Below are 18,518 nucleotides of genomic sequence, written 5' to 3' on the forward strand. Positions count from 1 at the left end.
GTAGGATCGGTCCGCCCGGCGACGGGACGACACGGCGGCGAAGGAGACGGCATGCGCGCGGTCCTCGGACTGGACATCGGTACCTCGAGCACGAAGGCGCTGCTGGCCGGGTTCGACGGCAGGGTGCTCGCCGAGGGCTGCCGGGAGCACAGCGTCGACCGCCCCGTCGAGGGGCGGGTCGAGATGGACGGCGACGCCTGGTGGGCCGAGTTCGTGGACCTGACGACCGAGCTGCTCGCGCGGGTCCCGCACGCGCGGGTCGAGGCGGTCGGGGTCAGCGGCATCGGTCCGTGCGTCCTGCTGTCGGACCAGGACGGACGGCCGCTGCGGCCCGCGATCCTCTACGGGGTCGACACCCGCACGGCGGACATGCTCGACGAGGTCGCGGCGGAGCTCGGCGGTGACGACGCCGTCCGTGCCCGGTGCGGCAGCGGGCTCAGCACACAGGCCGCCGGGGTGAAGCTCGCGTGGCTCGCCCGGAACGAACCCGACACGTGGCGTCGTGCCGGACGGTTCACGATGCCCTCGTCGCGGATCGTCGAGCAGCTCACCGGCGAGTACGTCCTCGACCACCACTCGGCCAGCCAGACGACCCCGCTGTACGACGTCCACGCCGAGCGCTGGATCGACGACTGGTGCGCGCGGCTCGCGCCCGGTCTGCGGATGCCGCGGCTGCTCTGGCCCGGCGAGCGGGCCGGTGACGTGACGGCCGCCGCGGCCGCAGCCACGGGCCTCCCGGCCGGGATCCCGGTGATCGCGGGGACCATCGACGCGTGGGCCGAGGGGGTCAGCTCCGGCGTCCCCGCGCCGGGGCGGGTGTTCCTGCAGTACGGCTCGACGATGTTCCTCATCGCGCCCACCGACCGACCGACGTCGGTCCCGGGTCTGTGGACCACGGTCGGGACCCGCCCTGGGCAGCCCTGCGTCGCGGGGGGCACCGCGACCTCCGGCGCCGTCACCGACTGGCTCCGGCGGCTCGTCGACGGCGACCGCGCAGCACTCCTCGCCGAGGCGCGGGCCGCCGGTCCGGGCGCCGGGGGACTGCTCGTCCTGCCCTACTTCGCCGGGGAGCGGACCCCGATCGCGGACCCGGACGCCCGCGGAGTGGTCGCCGGGCTGACGGTCCGGCACACGCGTGGTGACCTCTACCGCGCGACGCTCGAGGGGACGGCCTACGCGGTCCGCCACAACCTCGAGGTGCTGGGCGGGGCCGGCATCGACGTGCACGAACTCGTCGGCGCCGGCGGCGGGGTGCTCGGACGACTGTGGCCGGAGATCGTGTCGGACGTCACGGGGCTCCCGCAGACCATCCCGTCCGTCACCACGGGGGCGTGCTTCGGCACGGCGTACCTGGCCGCGCTGCTCGTCGACGGCGCGGACCGCGTCGACATCCGCGCCTGGAACCCGCCGGCGGTCGTCATCGAACCGGATCCGGTGGCCTCCGAGCGGTACGACCTCGGGTACCGGGACTACCGGGAGCTCTACGAGGCGACCGTGCCGGTCGTGCACCGGTTGGCGCGCCGCCAGCGCGACGACGGGACCGCCACCGCACCAGCCGGTCCGGCGGGTGCGCTGGCGGTCCCGAGGGGGCGACCGGCGTCAGGTCACGCGGTGGCGGTGACCCCGGCGTCGGTGCCGGCTGCGCCTCCGGCGTCGGTGCCGGCTGCGCCTCCGGCGTCGGTGCCGACGGGCGCGGAGCCGTCGTAGCCGCAGATCGCGGCGACCTTCTCCGCGCTCGCGCTCGACGGGTCGAACGTGTACCCGAGCCACTCCTTCGCCATCCGCCGGGCGACCTCGATGCCGACGACCCGCTGGCCCATGCAGAGCACCTGGGCGTCGTTCGACAGCACCGACCGCTCGACGCTGAACGAGTCGTGCGCCGTGACGGCCCGGATGCCGGGGACCTTGTTCGCGCTGATCGCGACGCCGAGCCCGGTGCCGCAGACCAGGATCGCCCGGTCGGCCTCGCCGTCCGCGATCATCCGGGCGGCGTCGACGGCGACGTGCGGGTACGCCGTGTGGCCGTCCGCGTCCACGCCCACGTCGACCACGCTGGCCACGCGGTCGTCGGCCTCGAGGTCCCGCTTGATGACCTCCTTGTAGTCGAAGCCCGCGTCGTCCGAGCCCACCAACAGTCGTAGCGTCATGCGTCCACTCCTTCGCGTCGTGCGCGGTCGGCGAGCACCTCGCCGATCCGTGTGAGGACCATCCCCATCGAGGTGGCGCCCGCATCGGGCGTCCCCACGCTCTTCTCGGCCAGGGGTCGGGCCCGCCCGACCTTCGGCCGCAGGTCCGCCGTGGCCTCCGCCTGCTCGACGGCGACCCGCGCTGCCGTCCGCCAGGCCGCCGGCAGGTCGGCGCCGTCGTCGACCGAGGACCGCAGCTGGTCGACGAAGGGCAGCAGTGCATCGAGCAGCGTCTTGTCGCCGCGGGCCGCGCCGCCCAGGTGGACGATCGAGTCCGCGAACGCCTGCGCGGCAGCCACGACGTCGGCCGGACCGTACGTCTCCCGGTCGTCGCCGAGGGCACGACCGAAGGCCTCGAGGGCCGCGCCCCAGAGCACACCGGACGTCCCGCCGGCGGACGCCGCCCAGGCGTCACCCGCCCGACCGAGCACGAAGGCGACACCCGCGGCCGGGTCGGTCTGCTCGACGGACCGGCGAGCCGCCGAGACACCCTTGACCATGCCGCGCCCGTGGTCGCCGTCGCCGGCGACCGCGTCGATGCGCCCGAGGGTCTCCTCGTGCTCGCGGAGCAGCGCGTCCATCGCCACCACGGCTGTGCGGGCGGTCTCGGCTGCCCGCCGGGAGGCCTCGGTCGCGTCCGGCACGACGGTCGCCTCCGCCTCGGCCTCGGCCACCGCGTCGGCCGGCACGAGCGCCGCGACCGGAGCGGCGACCTTGCGGTACGCCGGCGTGTAGGCGTCCGCGCGCCAGTACTGTTCGAGCTCGTCGTCGAGGAACTGCAGCGTGAGCGAGCAGCCGCCCATGTCGAGGCTGGTGACGAGCTCGCCGACCTCGGGCTCGACGACCTCGAGCCCGGCGTCCTCGAGGAGCGGCAGCACGCGGCCCCAGAGCAGGAAGAGCTCCTCGTACTTGGTGTCGCCCAGGCCGTTGAGGATCGGTGCGACCCGCGGCCCGGCGCCCTCGGGGCGTTCTGCGACCAGCCGCTCGACGAGCAGTGCGGCGAGCTCCCGCGCGGGCAGCACCGGGACGTCCCGGATGCCCGGCTCACCGTGGATGCCGAGGCCGAGGCCGAGGTGTCCGTCCGGGACGGAGAAGAGCGGTTCGGTGGCGCCGGGCATGGTGCAGCCCGAGAACGCGACTCCGATCGTCCTGGTGGCGGCGTTCGCCGCGGTGCCGACGCGCTCCACCTCGTCCAGGTCGAGTCCCGCCGCCGCGGCGGCACCCATCGCCTTGAACACCGAGAAGTCGCCGGCGATGCCCCGCCGCTGCGCGACCTCGTCGGCGCTCGCGACGTCGTCGGTGACCACGACGATGCGCGTGTCGATGCCCTCGGCGCGCAGGCGCTCGGCGGCGAGGCCGAAGTTCATCGTGTCACCGGCGTAGTTGCCGAACGACAGCACGACGCCGCGGCCCTGGTCGGCGGCCTTGGCCACCGAGTACACCTGGGCCGCGGACGGCGAGGTGAAGACGTTGCCGACGACGGCGCCGGTGGCGAAGCCGGGGCCGACGACGCCGCAGAACGCGGGGTAGTGCCCGGATCCGCCGCCGACCACGACGGCGACCTGCCGGTCGGCGCCCTCGGTCGGGAGGGCGACCACCCCGCCGTGCACGCCGCGTACCCGGTCGGCGTACAGGGCGAGCCAGCCGGCCAGCTGGTCGTCGGCGAAGTCCTCGGGGTCGTCGTGGATCGTGGTCATGGCGTGCGTTCCTGTCGTGCGGTGGACCGGGGTCCGGTGGATGGGGTCAGGATCGGGTCGGACGACCGGGTGCGTCGGTCGGGTCGGAGGGGACGGGTCGGGGACCGGGCGGCGGCGGGACGGCCACCGCCGCCCGGGATCGGCTCGGCGGGCCTCAGCGGGTGCCGCGGTGCGGGCGTCCCTGGGGCACGTCGAGGAAGTGGATCATCACGAAGGCGCAGGCGTAGAGGCCGACGAAGGTCCAGGTCACCGCCTGGCCGCCGCCGCCGAGCGCGAAGACCGCGGCGACGACGCCGGTGCCGAGGAACGCCGCGCCACCGGCAGCGGTGGTGTACATCGCCATCGCGGCACCCTTGTGCTCCGGGGCGAGCGCGGGCATGATCGCGCCCATCGGGACGAAGCCGGCGAGCAGGCAGCCGAACACGCAGCCGGCGACGACCGAGAGCACGTAGCCCCAGTCGGAGCCCGCGGGCACGAGCTGCGGCACGTACCACCAGGCGACGAGCCCGGTCGCCGAGCCCACGATGCCGAACCACTTCACCGTGCGCTGCCAACCGATCCGGTCGCCGACCCATCCGAACAGGGCGTTGACCAGGATGTTCGTCGCGTAGACGCAGACGGTCATGAGCAGCCAGCGGCTCTGGCCCCACCCGCGGTCGTTCGCGATGATCGCGGGCAGCACGACGAACATGCCGAACTCGGGCGCGGTGTTGATGAGGCGGACGAGGAAGCCCATCAGGATCTTCGGCCGGGTGGCGGTGAGGCGGATCCCGCTCGTCATCACGCGCCAGGCGCTCTCACCGGCGGGTGCGATCCGCGTGAAGCCGTTGGGCAGGCGGACGCCGAACAGCATGATCAGGAAGCCCACGACCACGAGGCCGATCGATGCGACCATCGCGCCCGCCTCGCCGACCGTGCCGCCGCCGAACACCGGGATCGCCCCGATGGCGAACAGCGAGCCGAGGGTCGGCAGCCCACCGGTGAAGGCGACGTAGAACCAGCCGACGGCCGAGCCGTTGCGCTCCACCGGCGTCGTGATGTTCACCCACACCAGGAAGGCGAACGCGAACAGCGGGTAGCCGAAGCCGCGCAGGGCGTACGCGACGGCGGCGAACGGCACGCTCTGCACCTCCAGGGCCAGCAGGAACAGCACCTCGAAGACGACCCAGACGGCGAAGCCGAGGATCATCACCCGGCGCGGACCGACCAGGTCGGACAGGGCGCCGGAGACGTAGCTGCCGATCAGGGCGGCGAGGCTGTAGAACGTCACGATCGTCGCCACGGTGGCCTCGGGGCTGCCGAGCACCGCGACCATGTGCGGGGTGATGAAGTTCGACTCGACGCCGTTGCCGGTCATGAAGACCAGCACGGCGACGAAGCCGAGGGCGAGCGGACGGGGGATCCCCATCCGGTCCAGCCGGCCCTCGGACCGGCCGGCGGGGGGCGTGGAGGCGGTGGTGCGCGCGGTCGTCGTCGACATCGCGGGGACTCCTCGGGTGTCAGGCCCGCGCGGCGGACGTGGTCGGCGCGGACGTGGTCGGTGCGGACAGCGACGGGATGATGGACACCTTGACGGACGCACCGGCGGAGTCGCCGACCAGGTCCAGTGCCTGCTGGAAGTCCTCGAGCGGGAACTGGTGCGTGCAGATCTCGTCCATCGGCAGCGTGCCGGACTCGAGCAGCTTGATCGCCGCCGGCCAGGTGTGCGGACCGAGGTGTGCCCCGCGGACGTCGAGCTCCTTGTCGTCGGAGATGATCGACCAGTCGACGGAGACGGCGTCCTTGAAGACCGAGTACTCGACGAACGTGCCGAGCTTGCGGAGCAGGTTCAGGCCCTGCGGTACCGCGGACGGGTGGCCGGTGGCCTCGATGTAGACGTCGGCACCGTAGCCGTCGGTGAGCTCCTTCACCCGGGCGACGGCGTCCTCGTGCGCGATGTTGATCGTCAGGTCGGCACCGACCTTGCGGGCGAGCGCGAGCTTCTCGTCGACGACGTCGAGCGCGATGATCCGCAGCGGGTTCTTCTGGCGGGCGCCGGCGATCGCGGAGAGACCGATCGGACCGGCGCCGGCGATGACGACCGTGTCGCCGAACCGGATGTCGCCGCGCTCGACGGCGTGGAAGGCGCAGGAGAGGGGCTCCGCGAAGGCAGCGACCTGGCCCGGCAGCGCGCGGTCCACCGGGTGCGTCAGAGCCCCGCTCGGCACGAGCACGTACTCGGCCATCGCGCCGTCGAAGCCCTTGAAGCCGAACATGTCGTGGACGTTGCACATCCAGTAGGCGCCCTCGAGGCAGTAGCGGCACTCCCAGCACGGCACGATCTGCTCGCAGGCGATGCGGTCGCCGAGTGCCACACCGCGCTTCGCGAGCGCATCGTCGGCGCCGGCGACGATCGTCCCGACGAACTCGTGGCCGGGGATCCGGTCGGCTTCCGCCCATGCCGGGCGGTTCTCGTCGCCCCAGAACTTCGCCGCGCCGTGGTAGCACTTCAGGTCGCTCGCGCAGATGCCGACGGCGTCGGTGCGGAGCAGGAGCTCACCGGGTCCGGGCTGCGGGACCGGACGCTCCTCGAGTCGGTAGTCGCCCGGACCGTGGACCACCACGGCACGCATCGTGGTCGGGATCTCGCGGTGCGCGTCGCCCTGCGCCGGGGTCTCGGTCGTCGTCGTCGACATGAGCTGGTCCTCCGTTGGTCAGCCGGGCGGTGTGCCCGTTCCGATGGTTCGGCGACGACTGTACACGGTCGGGAACAGATGTCCAGAACACAATTTCTGCTATCGTTCCGACACCACGACCGCGCATCGCAAGGGAGCGACCATGACCACCGCCACCGAGACCGACCTCGCCGCCGCACTCCGACCGGGCCCCGACGCCGTCGACCTGACGAACGACCTGACGGGCCGCACGGCGGTCGTCACGGGTGGGGCGTCCGGCATCGGCAACGCGATCGCCCACGCCTTCGCGTCGCGCGGGGCCCGGGTCGCGATCGTCGACGTCCGGACGGACGCCTCGGCCGCTGCAGCCGCCGGGCTGCCCGACGTCCCCACCGGTGCGCACCTCGGGCTCGCCTGCGACGTCACGGACGACGCCTCCGTCTCGGCGGCGGTCCAGCAGGTCGTCGACGCCGCCGGGTCGATCGAGGTGCTGGTGAACTGCGCCGGCATCGTCGCGCTCGACGCAGCGGAGGACCTGGACGGCGGCGCGTGGGCGCGCACGCTCGACGTCAACCTGACCGGGACCTTCCGGCTGGCGCAGGCGGTCGGGCGGCACATGCTCGCGGCGGGCAGCGGTCGGATCGTGAACATCGCATCGCAGGCGGCACACGTCGGCCTCGACCGGCACGCGGCGTACTGCGCGTCGAAGGCCGGCGTCCTCGGGCTGACCCGGGTGCTCGCACTCGAGTGGGGCGGACGCGGGGTCACGGTCAACACCGTCTCGCCGACCGTCGTGCTCACCGACCTCGGCCGGGCGGCCTGGGCGAACGAGGCGGGGCTCCGCCACCAGGACGAGATCCCGACCGGTCGCTTCGCCACCCCCGCCGAGATCGCCGCCGCGGTGCTGTTCCTGGCGAGCGACGGTGCCGCGATGGTGAACGGCGCCGACCTGCGCGTGGACGGCGGGTTCACGATCCGGTGACCCCCGGTCGGACTACGATCCGAGTGTCCGACCGATCCGAAGGGTCCGCAGCATGTCCTCCGAGAGCACCACCGGCGCCGAGGGGGCCCGGGCCCGCTTCCCGCTCGACACCGTGTACCAGGCGGCGCGGATGTACTACCTCGAGGACGCCACCCAGGTCGAGATCGCGTCGCGCCTGGGGGTCTCCCGTCCCACGGTCAGCCGTCTCGTCGCCGAGGCCCGCCGCGCCGGACTCGTCCGGATCGACGTCGTGGACCCCTTCCAGGACGAGACCGTCGCACTGGCCGAGCGCCTGCAGGTCGTGCTCGGACTCCGAGCCGTGCACCTGGCCGCCGTGACGCACCAGGCGACGCTCGGCGCCGACCTGGCCGCCCCCATCGCGACCGCGGTCGAGGGCATGGGGCTCACGCCCGGCGACGCCGTGCTGATGTCCTCCGGTCGCACCGTGTACGACGTCGCACACGCCGGGATGCCGCCGCTGGCCGGGGTCCAGATCGTCCCGACGGTGGGCGGCCAGGCGGACCCGATGCCCTGGTTCCAGACGAACGAGATCACGCGGACCGCTGCCGAGCACTCCGGTGCGATCCCGGCGTTCCTCTTCGCGCAGGCCCTGCCGTCCGCCGCGATGCGCGCCACCCTCGACGAGGACCCCGCCTTCCAGCACGTGGTCGGGCTGTGGGGGCGGGCCAAGGGTGCGATCCTCGGCGTCGGCGCACCGACCCCGACCCGCGACGCGCTGGCACGGGGGATCCCGGTCGAGGACGCCGTGTTCGACCAGGCCGCCGGTGACGTCTGCCTCAACTTCTTCGCCGCGGACGGCTCGCCGATCGAGTTCCCCGGCAGCGAGCGCATGGTCCGGACCTCGCGCGACGTCCTGGCCGGCGTCCCGCACGCGGTCGGTGTGGCCGTGGGGGCGGCGAAGGTGCCGAGCATCGTCGGCGCGGTCCGCGCCGGCATGGTCAACGAGCTGGTGAGCGACGCCGCGACCGCGCGCGCCCTGCTCGACGCGCTCGCCTGACCCGGCCGCGCACAGCGGCACCCTCGGCCGCGTCGCCCGTGCGCGTGCCGCCCGCCGTCGGGACGGCACCGTCGACGGACGGGAGGCGCGGTGCGGGCCGGTGCCGCGCCTCCCGTCCGTCCCGTGTCCCGACCGTCAGTCGGTCGTGCGGGCGGTCCTGCGGACGTCCCACAGGTGGTGCACCGGGTCGTGCGCGTAGTAGGTCGCGAGGGTCGCGACCGTGAAGACGCTGCCGTCCGACCGCCGGCCCGTCCGCCCGAGGGCGTCGTCCGGTACCGCGGCGAACGCGGCCGCGGCGTCGCGAGCCGCCTCGGTCAGGTCGCGGGAGACGACCGCCGGGTCCTGCTCGCCGTACCGCTCCTCGACGGCGGTGGCGTCCTGGTCCCAGTTCGCGAAGGCCGGGCCGTCCTCGGAGAGCACGAGGCGGAGGCGTTCGGTCATCTTCCGGTGGACGTCGCGGACGTGTGCGCCGTACTCGAGCGGCGACCACGTGTGGTCGTCCGGGCGCTGCCGGACGTCCGGACGGGCGAGCTGCTCCGGCCAGGCCGCCGTGTTCTCCGTGATCACGGCAGGGACGTCGCGGAAGGCGAGGGCTGCGCCGTCGAAGCCGCACTCGGGGCACGCCGCGCCGATCACCCAGGTCCAGTTCTTCGTGTCCGGTCGGATCGCCATGGGGCAGACGTTACCGGCTCGTGACCTCGCGCCCCATCGGCACGGGCATGCGGATCGGGCGGGACCCCCGTCCGGGTGACACGCCGTTCCCTGTGAATCCCGTGGCAGTGCCCGGCCTCGTGCTCCCTAGCGTTGCTGGCTGTCCCGGGCCGGTACCGACCGGCCCGCCCCACCACGAGGAGATCGCGAATGGGTTCCGACCCCAGCAGTACCAGCACCCGACCACCCCGACGTCTGCGCGTCAGCGACGTCACGGTGGTCGACCGGAGCATGATGCGCCGGGCCGTCAGCGGCATGGTCGTCGGCAACACGATGGAGTGGTACGACGTCGGGGTCTACGGCTACCTGGCGGTCACGATGGGCCGGGTGTTCCTGCCCACGGCCGAACCGTCGGTGCAGATCCTGTTCAGTCTCGGGGTGTTCGCGGCGACCTACGTCGCGCGGCCCCTCGGCGGGATCGTGTTCGGGCGGCTGGGGGACCGGCTCGGACGTCAGAAGGTGCTCGCCACGACGCTGATCCTGATGGCGTCGTCGACCTTCCTCATCGGGGTCCTGCCGGCGTGGTCGACCATCGGTGCGGTCGCTCCGGTGGTGCTCGTCGTGCTGAAGCTCGCGCAGGGGTTCTCGACCGGTGGTGAGTACGCCGGGGCCACCACGTTCGTGACCGAGTACGCCCCGGACCGTCGGCGCGGCTTCTTCGCGAGCATCCTCGACTTCGGCAGCTACATGGGCTTCGCGCTCGGTGCGACCGTGGTGACCGTGCTGCAGGTGACGCTGGGCGAGGAGACGATGACCGCCTGGGGCTGGCGCCTGCCGTTCCTGCTCGCCGGCGTGATCGGCGTCGTCGCGATCTGGTTCCGCCTGCGCATCGAGGAGTCGCCGGTGTTCCAGGCGACCCAGGCCGCGCAGGAGGCCGCCGCGTCGGACCGCGAGGCCGCAGCGGGCGGCCGACCGGCGAACGTGCTCGTCATGGTGCGCGACCACTGGCGCCCCATCGTCATCGCGATCATGCTCGTCGGCGCATCGAACACGGTCGGCTACGCGCTGACCTCGTACATGCCGACGTACCTCACCGACTCGCTCGGCTACTCCGCGATCGACGGCACGCTGCTCACCATCCCCGTGCTCGTGCTGCTCGCCGTGATGCTGCCGGTCGCCGGACGGCTGTCCGACCGGATCGGTCGCCGCACCGTGATGTGGATCGGCGCCGGGACGACCGTCGTGCTCGCCGTCCCCGCCTTCCTGCTCATCGGGCACGGCGCGCAGTGGTCGACCCTCGCCGGGCTCGGGCTGCTGGCGCTGATGACCGCGCTGTGGGTGTCGAACCAGGCAGCGTCGCTGCCGGCGCTCTTCCCGACGTCGACGCGGTACGGCGGCATGGGCTTCGCCTACAACATCGCCATCGCGGTGTTCGGCGGGACGACGCCGCTCATCGTGCAGGCGCTCCTGACGGCCACGGGGGACCAGCTGGCGCCCGCGTACTTCCTCGTCGCGATGAGCGTCGTCGGAGCGGTCGGTGTGTTCTGCATGCGGGAGTCGTCGCAGCGCCCGTTGCCGGGGTCGATGCCCGCGGTGGAGTCCGAGGACGAGGCCCGCGAGCTCGTGCTCACGCAGGACACGAACCCGAACCTCGACCTGGGGGACCTGCCGTTCGCGGCGCAGGACCGGGCGGAAGCAGCCGCCGAGCGCTGACGGTGTGCGGCTGACCGGCGCCGGGTGACCGGGGCCCGGGGCGGCGCGCGGCGCCCGACGCGCGGTTCCAGGTGCCAGGTTCGCGACGTTGCACGTGTCGATCGACGCGTGCAACGTCGCGGTTCGCGCGTCACCCGCGTCTCCGGGCGTTCCCACGTCCCTGGCGAGCAGTGCCCCGCCGTCGGTGCCGCCGCCGGCGCCCGCGCCGGCGGCCGTCCGCGGTGCTCAGTCGTGCCGGTGCTCGTGCGACGGGTCGAGCGCCGGCCACACCGGGAACGGGTCCGGCCACCGACGCCACACGTCGGGCCCGGCGAGCAGTTCCGCCGGGGTGAGGAGCGCACCGTCCAGCGCGCGTTCGACGGCGTGCACGTCGAGGCGCTCGCCGACGAACCAGATCGCCTGACCGACCGGTGCGTCCTCGTCCCACGACCGGTTCGCGGTCGGGTCGAGCGCCAGCATCGCGCCGAAGCTCGACCACGAGCCGACGTGGTCCGGCCGGGACGCCAGTCGGAAGAAGCCCTTCGAGCGCAGCACCCGGCCGTTCGCCCCCGCCGCGAGGTCGTCGGCGATGACGTCGGCGAGCCGCCCCGGGTGGAACGGCAGGGGCTCCCGGTACCGCACGGTCACCAGGTCGTCCCGCGGACCGCGCCCGGTGTCGGTCCGGCCGGAGTCGGACGACAGGGCGCGCATCCACCCGGCCCCCGAGGCCAGCAGCCGTGCTGCGCCGCCGTTGGACGCCGGCAGGTCGAGGGCGCTGCGCACGGCGGGCGCGGCGACGATCACCGCGTGCGGTGCCATGCGGTGGAGGAGGGACACGAGGGCGCGACGTCGTCGCCCGGACAGCGGCTCGACCCGGTCGAGCGCGATCACCGTGGCGTACTCGACGACGGAGACCACCCGCTCGGCCGCGACGAAGGCGTCGTCCACGTCGGACCAGAGCAGGTGGGCCACGTCGTCCGCGCGGAGCACGGCGACCACGTGGCGCAGGATCCGGTCGTCCCCGGTCTCCGAGCGCGCGGCGTTCGCGAGCATCATGCCGACCGCGCGGACGTCGACCTCGGGCGCCAGCGTCACGACGAGGTCGTGGTCGGCGTCGGGTCCGCACACGCGGTCGAGCTGGTCGCGCCGCGCGGCGATGCCCCGAGCCGCGGCGAGGGCGTTGCCGGCGACGTGCATGCGGTGGCCGCTGCTGATCCTGCCGGCGACACGGACGGCGTCGGCATCGTGCAGGGCGGTGACGAGGGTGGTTGCTGCGGGGCGCATGTCGAGTACCCTACATGACAACCGTTCTCAACAAGGAGCCGGTGCAGGAAGGAGACCCCGTGAAGGTCCGCAACTCGCTCAAGGCGCTCAAGAAGATCCCCGGCTCGCAGATCGTGCGTCGCCGCGGTCGCGTGTACGTCATCAACAAGCGCGACCCGCGCTGGAAGGCCCGCCAGGGGTAGGTCACCGGCCGTCCGTAGGGTGGGGTCATGCGACTCCTGCTCATCCGGCACGGCCAGACCCCCGCGAACGTGAACGGTGTCCTCGACGCCGAGGTGCCCGGGCCCGGGCTCACCGAGCTCGGGCAGCAGCAGGCGGACGCGCTGCCCGCGGCCCTGGCCGACCGCGGGATCGAGCGGCTCTTCGTCTCGTCCATGGTCCGGACGCAGCACACCGCCGCGCCCCTCGCTGCCGCGCTCGGGCTCGAACCCGTCGTGCTGCCGGGGCTCCGTGAGATCGAGGCGGGCGACCTGCAGGGCAAGCACGACCGGACCTCGGTGCAGCTCTACATCTCGACCGTGCACGGCTGGTCGGCGGGGGACCGCGCGGGCCGGATGCCCGGTGCCGAGAGCGGCGATGACTTCTTCGCGCGCTACGACGACGCCGTGCGGCAGATCCTCGCGACCGGGGTCGAGGTCGCGGCTGCGTTCAGCCACGGCGCGGCGATCCGCACCTGGGCCAGCGCGGTCGCGCAGAACACCCCGGACGAGTTCGGCACGAAGCGGCACCTCGAGAACACCGGGATCGTCGAGGTCGAGGGGTCCTTCGAGGACGGCTGGCGCCTGGTCGACTGGGAGGGCGAGCCAGTCGGTGGCGAGGACCTCATCGACCGGACGGCGCAGGACCCCACCGGCGACGCGTTCTGACGGCCGAGCCGCGCCCGAGACGCCGGCGTCGACTCAAGACGCCCGCAGTCGAGCGAGACGCCGCCCGATCCGGCGGCGTCTCGGCGGGACGGCGGCGTCTGGTGATCCGAGCGGTGCGCGAGTGCGTGACCACGCGACGGACGGGAGGCGCGGTGCCAGCCGGCACCGCGCCTCCCGTCCGTCTGCGCTCGCGTGGACTACGCGGGCTGCGCCGTCGTGTGCAGCGGCACGATCACGCCGTGCGACTCGCGCAGGACGTCGAGCGTGCGCTGGACCTCGTCCGCGCGCTCCTCGGTGTCCCAGCCCAGGGTGTCGGCGAGCACGTCCGCCAGCTCGTCGAGCAGGTCGATGGTGACGCCGCCGACGAAGGCGAGGTTCGTGCGTCGGAGCACCACGTCGACCAGGTGGACCGCCTGCTCGTGCTGCGCGAAGTACGCGACCTCGGCCCGCGTGAGCGACGGGTCGGACTCGAGGGGCACGACCGGGCCGTCGGTGAGGACGTCCACGACCTCGGCCGCACGGGTGCCGTAGCGCTCGAGCAGCCCCTCGACGACGGACTCGTCGAGGCCGTCACGGTGCGACTTGATCCACAGCGCCCGCTGCGCGTCGGTCGTCGGGAAGTCCTTGCCGCCGCCGATCGCCATGCCGGTCGTGTCGACCTTCCGGGCGGTGCCGAGCTTCGTGGTGACGTCGCTCGACAGGTGCGCGGCCAGGGCGCGGAACGTGGTCCACTTGCCACCGACCAGGCTCAGCACCGTGGTGTCGGGGAGGCCGGCGATCGGGGTGTCGACGATCCGGTAGTCGCGGGACACGAAGCCGGGGGCGGTGTCCTCGTGGCGGGGGAGCGGGCGGATGCCCGAGTAGCTGTAGACGATGTGGTCGCGGGTGACCTCGATCTGCGGGAAGACGTGCTTCACCAGGCCGAAGAAGTAGTCGATCTCCTCCTCCGTCGTGGTCACCGGCTTCGACGGGTCCGCGTCGATGTCCGTCGTCCCGATGAGCACCCGGCCCTTGAGCGGGTAGATGAGGACGATGCGGCCGTCGTTGTTCTCGAAGAACAGCTCGCGGCCCTTGGTCGCCTCGAGCAGCTCGTCGTTCTTGACGACGATGTGGGAGCCCTTCGTCCCGCCCATGAACTTCGTCTCGCCGCCGAAGGCCTGGTTCGTCAGGTCGGTCCAGGGGCCGGACGCGTTCACGACGACGTCGGCGGTGAACACGAAGTCCTCGCCGGTCTCGCGGTCGCGCAGGACGACGCCGCCGTCACGGGTGCCGGCTGCCGCGACGTAGTTGACGGCGCGAGCGGTCGCGGCGCTGCCGGTGCCCTGCGCGGCGGCGAGGCCGTCCTTGAGCACGTCGAGCGCCAGGCGCTCCGGCTCGTGCACCGAGGCGTCGTAGTAGGTACCCGTGTACTTGAGGTCCTTGTTGAGCGCCGGCATGTCGGCGAGCGCGGCCTTCTTGGTGAGGAAGCGGTGCTTCGGCACCGAGCCGCCGTCACGCGAGAAGGAGTCGTAGATCGTCATGCCGATCTTGATGAGCGCGGCACCGCGCTCCTTGGTCGAGCGCTGCTTGTGGGTGAGCATGCGCAGCGGAGCGTTCATGATGCCGGAGAACGTCGAGAAGATCGGCATCGTGGTCTGCAGCGGCTTCACGTAGTGCGGCGCGATGCGGATCAGGCCGTTGCGCTCCTGCACGCTCTCGCGCACGAGACGGAACTCGCCGTTCTCGAGGTACCGGATGCCACCGTGGATCATGTGGCTCGACGCGGCCGAGGCCCCGCCGGCGTAGTCGCCGCGCTCGACGAGCACGACGTCGACCCCCTGCAGGGCGAGGTCGCGGAAGGTGGCGATGCCGTTGATGCCGCCACCGACGATGAGGACCTGTGCGTTCGGGCGCTCGGTGAGCGCGCTGACCGTCTTCCGGGGCTGCGTCTTCTTCGACATGGTGCGTCGCTTCCTTGGTCGGTTCCGTGGGACTCCTCCGATGGTGCGCCTGTGTGGGAGGGCGGGCAACTCGCGTGCACGAACGTGCAGCACACGTGTCGATCGGGTCGGCGGGGCGGCTCGCGACGCCGCTGCGGGTGCGGGGGCGACGGCCGGGAGGCGCGACAGGGGTTGCAGAGGCCCTGCACGTCCGTGCATGCTCGGTTCCGTGAGTGACGCAGCGCAGCCGATGCGAACGCAGCAGGCGCTGCGCGCCGCGCACCTGTACTACCTGCAGGACCTGACGATGGACGCCATCGCCGACGAGCTGGGGACCTCGCGCTCGTCGGTGTCGCGCCTCCTGAAGTACGCCAGGGACACCGGGCTGGTGGACATCCAGATCCGCTCGCCCCTCGACCAGGCCGCCGCGCTCAGTCGCAACATCCGCGCGCGGTTCGGCGTCCACGCGCACGTCGTGCCGGTGCCGGACCACACGAGCGACGTGGACCGGCTGGAGCGGGTGGCGCTGTCCGCGGCGCGCATCCTGACGCAGTACGTCGAGTCGAACATGGTGATCGGCATCTCGTGGGGATCGACCGTCAGCGCGGTGAGCCGCTACCTGGTGCCGAAGACGACGCACGGGTCCACCGTGGTGCAGATCAACGGCGCCGCGAACACCCGCACCACGGGCATCGTCTACGCGTCGGAGATCCTGCGCCGGTTCGGCGAGGCGTACGGCGCGTTCGTGCAGCAGTTCCCGGTGCCGGCGTTCTTCGACGACCCGGCGACGAAGGAGGCGCTGTTCCGCGAGCGCTCGATCCGCCGCGTCCTCGACCTGCACGAGCGGATGGACCTCGTCGTGTTCGGCGTCGGTGCCCCGCAGGCACCGGTGCCGTCGCACGTGTACTCGGGCGGGTACCTCGACCCGTCCGACCGCGACGAGCTCACCGAGGCCGGCGTCGTCGGGGACGTCTCGACCGTGTTCTACCGCGCCGACGGCTCGTGGAAGGACATCGGCGTGAACACCCGGGCCGGTGCGCCGGACCTCGACACGATCAAGCGGGCGCCGCGTCGGGTCTGCGTGGTGGCCGGGCGCTCGAAGGCGGCGTCGCTCAAGGGTGCGCTCGCGGCCGGGCTGGTCACCGACCTCATCCTGGACGAGAGCGTCGGGCAGGCGATCCTGCAGCCCTGACCGCTCCGCTTGGGTCAGGTGCCGACCTACTTTGTCGGTGGTGCCCCGTAGGTTCTGGTCCATGGTGCCTTCTCACGAGAACCCCGATCGGGTGGAGTCCGACGGCGCCGTCCCGGCGGCACCTGCGACCGCGACGGACGGCCGCTCCTTCCGCCGCATCGCCGGCACCGACGTGGATGAAGCCCTGTCGTTCTTCACCGGCGACTACGACTTCCGGGCGCCCCGGGTCCGACGGACCCGACAGCGCCCACAGTGGGACTTCGCGGGGGTGAGCGACGGGCTGCTGTCCCTGCGGACGGCCCGGTTCCTCGTCGACCTCCGGACCGAGAGCGTCGTGGACGACCAGGTCCTCGTCGCGTGGTTGCGGTCCGGGTCCAGTACCCTCACCTTCGGCGGCCGGAGCATCGACCTCGAGCCCGGCGTGCCCGTGGTCCTGCCCGATGCGTACGAACTGCACCACCGCGACATCGGGCTGAACCTGGTGCAGCTCGACAAGGCGCACGTCAGGTCGCTCCTGGGCGATGCCGACTTCACGTTCGACGCGATGCACCGTCCGACCGCCGACGGCGTGCGCACCTGGCAGTCGGTCGTGCGCGCGCACTCGTCGACCTGGTTGCACAGCGACAACGACCTCAGCCCGGCGGCACGGCGCAGCATCGTCGACGCCTTCGTGACCGCGGCGGTCGACGCCTTCCCGCACCGCGAGCGCTGGCAGTCGACGGTCACCGGCAACGGTCCGGAGCACGCCCGACTGCGGCTGGCGCTCGAGTACGTGCACGCCCACGCGCGGGACGCCATCGGGACCGCCGAGATCGCTGCGGCGGCCGGGCTCAGTCCGCGTGGGCTCCAGCAGTCGCTCCGGCGGCACCTCGACCAGACGCCGGGTGACCTGCTGCGCAGCGTGCGGCTCGACGGCGCCCGGGGGGACCTGCTCCGCGGTGACCGCGACGACACCAGCGTGGCGGACATCGCTCGCGCCTGGGGGTTCGGGCACCTCGGCCGGTTCTCGGCGACCTACCGCGCCCGCTTCGGCGAGCTGCCGAGCGAGTCGCTCCGCGCGCACTGACCACCCGGGGCGTGCGCGGGCCGAGCCGAATCTCGTGCGACCGTATCGGTGGAGACCGTGCAGATGTTCGGCGGAAACCCATCCGAAACGAACTCCGGCGCATCGTGGAAGTGTCCTGCACCGCCCACGAAGGAGTCCGTGATGCTGATCGGCGTCCCCACCGAAGTCAAGAACAACGAGTACCGCGTCGCGGCCACGCCGGCGGGTGTGGGTGAGCTCGCGCTGCACGGTCACCGCGTGCTCGTGCAGGCCGGTGCCGGAGCCGGATCGTCCTTCTCGGACGACGAGTACCGGGCTGCGGGAGCCACCGTCGTCGGCACGGCCGCCGAGGTCTGGGAGCAGGCGGAGCTCGTCCTCAAGGTGAAGGAGCCCGTCGCCTCCGAGTACCCGTCGATCCGTCCGGGACAGGTGCTCTTCACCTACCTGCACCTGGCTGCCGACCGGCCGCTCACCGACGCGCTCGTCGCCTCTGGTGCGACCGCGATCGCCTACGAGACCGTGCAGCTGCCGGACCGGTCGCTGCCGCTGCTCTCGCCGATGTCCGAGATCGCCGGGCGACTCTCCGTGCAGGTCGGCGCCGACCAGCTCATGCGCACGAAGGGCGGCCGCGGGCTGCTCCTCGGCGGGGTCCCCGGGACGCCGCGCGGCCGGGTCGTCGTCATCGGCGGCGGGGTCGCGGGGGAGCACGCCGCGACCATGGCCCTCGGGCTCGGCGCCGAGGTCACGGTGTTCGACATCAGCCTGCCGCGGCTGCGTGCGCTCGACGCCCGGTTCGACGGTCGGATCACGACGCTGCGGTCGTCGTCGCACGCGATCGCCGATGCGCTGCGCGAGGCGGACCTCGTCGTGGGGTCGGTGCTCATCCCCGGTGCCTCGGCGCCCAAGCTCGTGACCGACGCCATGGTCGCGGACATGCGGCAGGGGTCGGTGCTCGTCGACATCGCGATCGACCAGGGCGGCTGCTTCGAGGGCTCGCGGCCGACCACGCACGACGACCCGACCTTCCGCGTGCACGACGCCGTGTACTACTGCGTCGCGAACATGCCGGGTGCCGTCCCGCGCACCAGCACGATCTCGTTGACGAACGCGACGCTGCCCTACGCCCTCGCGATCGCCGACCAGGGGTGGGAGCGGGCCACCGAGGTCGACCCGGCCCTCGCGAAGGGCGTGAACGTGCACGCCGGCCAGGTCGTGAACGAGGCCGTCGCGGCCGCGCACGGCCTGGCGGCCGCCGCGCGCTGACGCGCGCCGCGCGTCGCGTCGCCGCCGCGCCGAGCGAGGCAGCGAGACTCGGCCTGGCGGACACTTTCG

16 protein-coding genes are annotated in these 18,518 nt (G+C 72.8%); 9 read left to right on the top strand and 7 right to left on the bottom strand.

Annotation, left to right across the window (positions count from 1 at the left end):
* Positions 1–51: 51 nt before the first annotated feature.
* Positions 52–1,707, top strand: coding sequence for an FGGY-family carbohydrate kinase (locus tag JOD95_RS10825; RefSeq protein WP_209684959.1), 1,656 nt, complete (start codon positions 52–54; stop codon positions 1,705–1,707).
* On the opposite strand, the gene JOD95_RS10830 is transcribed toward JOD95_RS10825, so the two are convergent.
* The 4 genes from JOD95_RS10830 to JOD95_RS10845 all read right to left on the bottom strand — a co-directional run bounded on the left by JOD95_RS10830 (position 1,605) and on the right by JOD95_RS10845 (position 6,558).
* Entirely contained in the window at positions 1,605–2,147 is a 543-nt protein-coding gene (locus tag JOD95_RS10830) for a ribose-5-phosphate isomerase (protein ID WP_209684960.1), read from the bottom strand. The genes JOD95_RS10825 and JOD95_RS10830 overlap by 103 nt on opposite strands.
* Positions 2,144–3,883, bottom strand: coding sequence for a dihydroxyacetone kinase family protein (locus tag JOD95_RS10835; protein ID WP_209684961.1), 1,740 nt, complete (start codon positions 3,881–3,883; stop codon positions 2,144–2,146). The genes JOD95_RS10830 and JOD95_RS10835 overlap by 4 nt, the downstream gene beginning before the upstream one ends.
* Positions 3,884–4,037: 154 nt before the next feature.
* Positions 4,038–5,363 (bottom strand): MFS transporter, encoded by a 1,326-nt coding sequence (locus JOD95_RS10840; protein ID WP_209684962.1) that lies wholly within the window; start codon positions 5,361–5,363, stop codon positions 4,038–4,040.
* A 19-nt stretch (positions 5,364–5,382) separates the two neighbouring features.
* Entirely contained in the window at positions 5,383–6,558 is a 1,176-nt protein-coding gene (locus tag JOD95_RS10845; protein WP_209684963.1) for a zinc-binding dehydrogenase, read from the bottom strand.
* 142 nt (positions 6,559–6,700) lie between these two features.
* On the opposite strand from JOD95_RS10845, the gene JOD95_RS10850 reads away from it, so the two are divergent.
* Complete coding sequence (locus JOD95_RS10850) at positions 6,701–7,519, top strand: GolD/DthD family dehydrogenase (RefSeq protein WP_209684964.1); 819 nt, start codon at positions 6,701–6,703, stop codon at positions 7,517–7,519.
* A gap of 52 nt (positions 7,520–7,571) precedes the next feature.
* Entirely contained in the window at positions 7,572–8,537 is a 966-nt protein-coding gene (locus JOD95_RS10855) for a sugar-binding transcriptional regulator (RefSeq protein WP_209684965.1), read from the top strand.
* Between the two features lie 135 nt (positions 8,538–8,672).
* On the opposite strand, the gene JOD95_RS10860 is transcribed toward JOD95_RS10855, so the two are convergent.
* On the bottom strand, positions 8,673–9,209 hold the full coding sequence (locus JOD95_RS10860; RefSeq protein WP_066655496.1) for a DinB family protein: 537 nt from the start codon (positions 9,207–9,209) through the stop codon (positions 8,673–8,675).
* A 189-nt stretch (positions 9,210–9,398) separates the two neighbouring features.
* On the opposite strand from JOD95_RS10860, the gene JOD95_RS10865 reads away from it, so the two are divergent.
* Positions 9,399–10,901, top strand: a complete 1,503-nt coding sequence (locus tag JOD95_RS10865; RefSeq protein WP_209684966.1) for an MFS transporter — start codon at positions 9,399–9,401, stop codon at positions 10,899–10,901.
* A 225-nt stretch (positions 10,902–11,126) separates the two neighbouring features.
* Here the strand turns inward: JOD95_RS10865 and JOD95_RS10870 are convergent, their stop codons facing one another.
* Positions 11,127–12,164, bottom strand: coding sequence for a GTP-binding protein (locus tag JOD95_RS10870; RefSeq protein WP_209684967.1), 1,038 nt, complete (start codon positions 12,162–12,164; stop codon positions 11,127–11,129).
* Positions 12,165–12,223: 59 nt separating this feature from the next.
* Between JOD95_RS10870 and ykgO the strand changes: the two genes are divergently transcribed.
* Positions 12,224–12,346: a type B 50S ribosomal protein L36 gene (gene ykgO / locus JOD95_RS10875; RefSeq protein ID WP_058743312.1), complete on the top strand. Its 123-nt coding sequence runs from the start codon at positions 12,224–12,226 to the stop codon at positions 12,344–12,346.
* Between the two features lie 27 nt (positions 12,347–12,373).
* Positions 12,374–13,030: a histidine phosphatase family protein gene (locus JOD95_RS10880; RefSeq protein ID WP_066655482.1), complete on the top strand. Its 657-nt coding sequence runs from the start codon at positions 12,374–12,376 to the stop codon at positions 13,028–13,030.
* 197 nt (positions 13,031–13,227) lie between these two features.
* On the opposite strand, the gene JOD95_RS10885 is transcribed toward JOD95_RS10880, so the two are convergent.
* A complete protein-coding gene (locus JOD95_RS10885; protein ID WP_209684968.1) occupies positions 13,228–14,970 on the bottom strand; it encodes a glycerol-3-phosphate dehydrogenase/oxidase in 1,743 nt (580 codons plus the stop codon).
* A 229-nt stretch (positions 14,971–15,199) separates the two neighbouring features.
* Between JOD95_RS10885 and JOD95_RS10890 the strand changes: the two genes are divergently transcribed.
* The 3 genes from JOD95_RS10890 (at position 15,200) to ald (ending at position 18,449) form a co-directional block, all read left to right on the top strand.
* Positions 15,200–16,141, top strand: a complete 942-nt coding sequence (locus tag JOD95_RS10890) for a sugar-binding transcriptional regulator (protein WP_066658541.1) — start codon at positions 15,200–15,202, stop codon at positions 16,139–16,141.
* Between the two features lie 61 nt (positions 16,142–16,202).
* Positions 16,203–17,207 (top strand): AraC family transcriptional regulator, encoded by a 1,005-nt coding sequence (locus JOD95_RS10895; protein ID WP_209684969.1) that lies wholly within the window; start codon positions 16,203–16,205, stop codon positions 17,205–17,207.
* Between the two features lie 141 nt (positions 17,208–17,348).
* Entirely contained in the window at positions 17,349–18,449 is a 1,101-nt protein-coding gene (gene ald / locus JOD95_RS10900; protein ID WP_066655475.1) for an alanine dehydrogenase, read from the top strand.
* Positions 18,450–18,518: the final 69 nt, after the last annotated feature.

Origin of the sequence: Curtobacterium sp. 1310, assembly GCF_017834105.1 — a bacterium.
In the GTDB taxonomy this organism is placed as follows: domain Bacteria; phylum Actinomycetota; class Actinomycetes; order Actinomycetales; family Microbacteriaceae; genus Curtobacterium.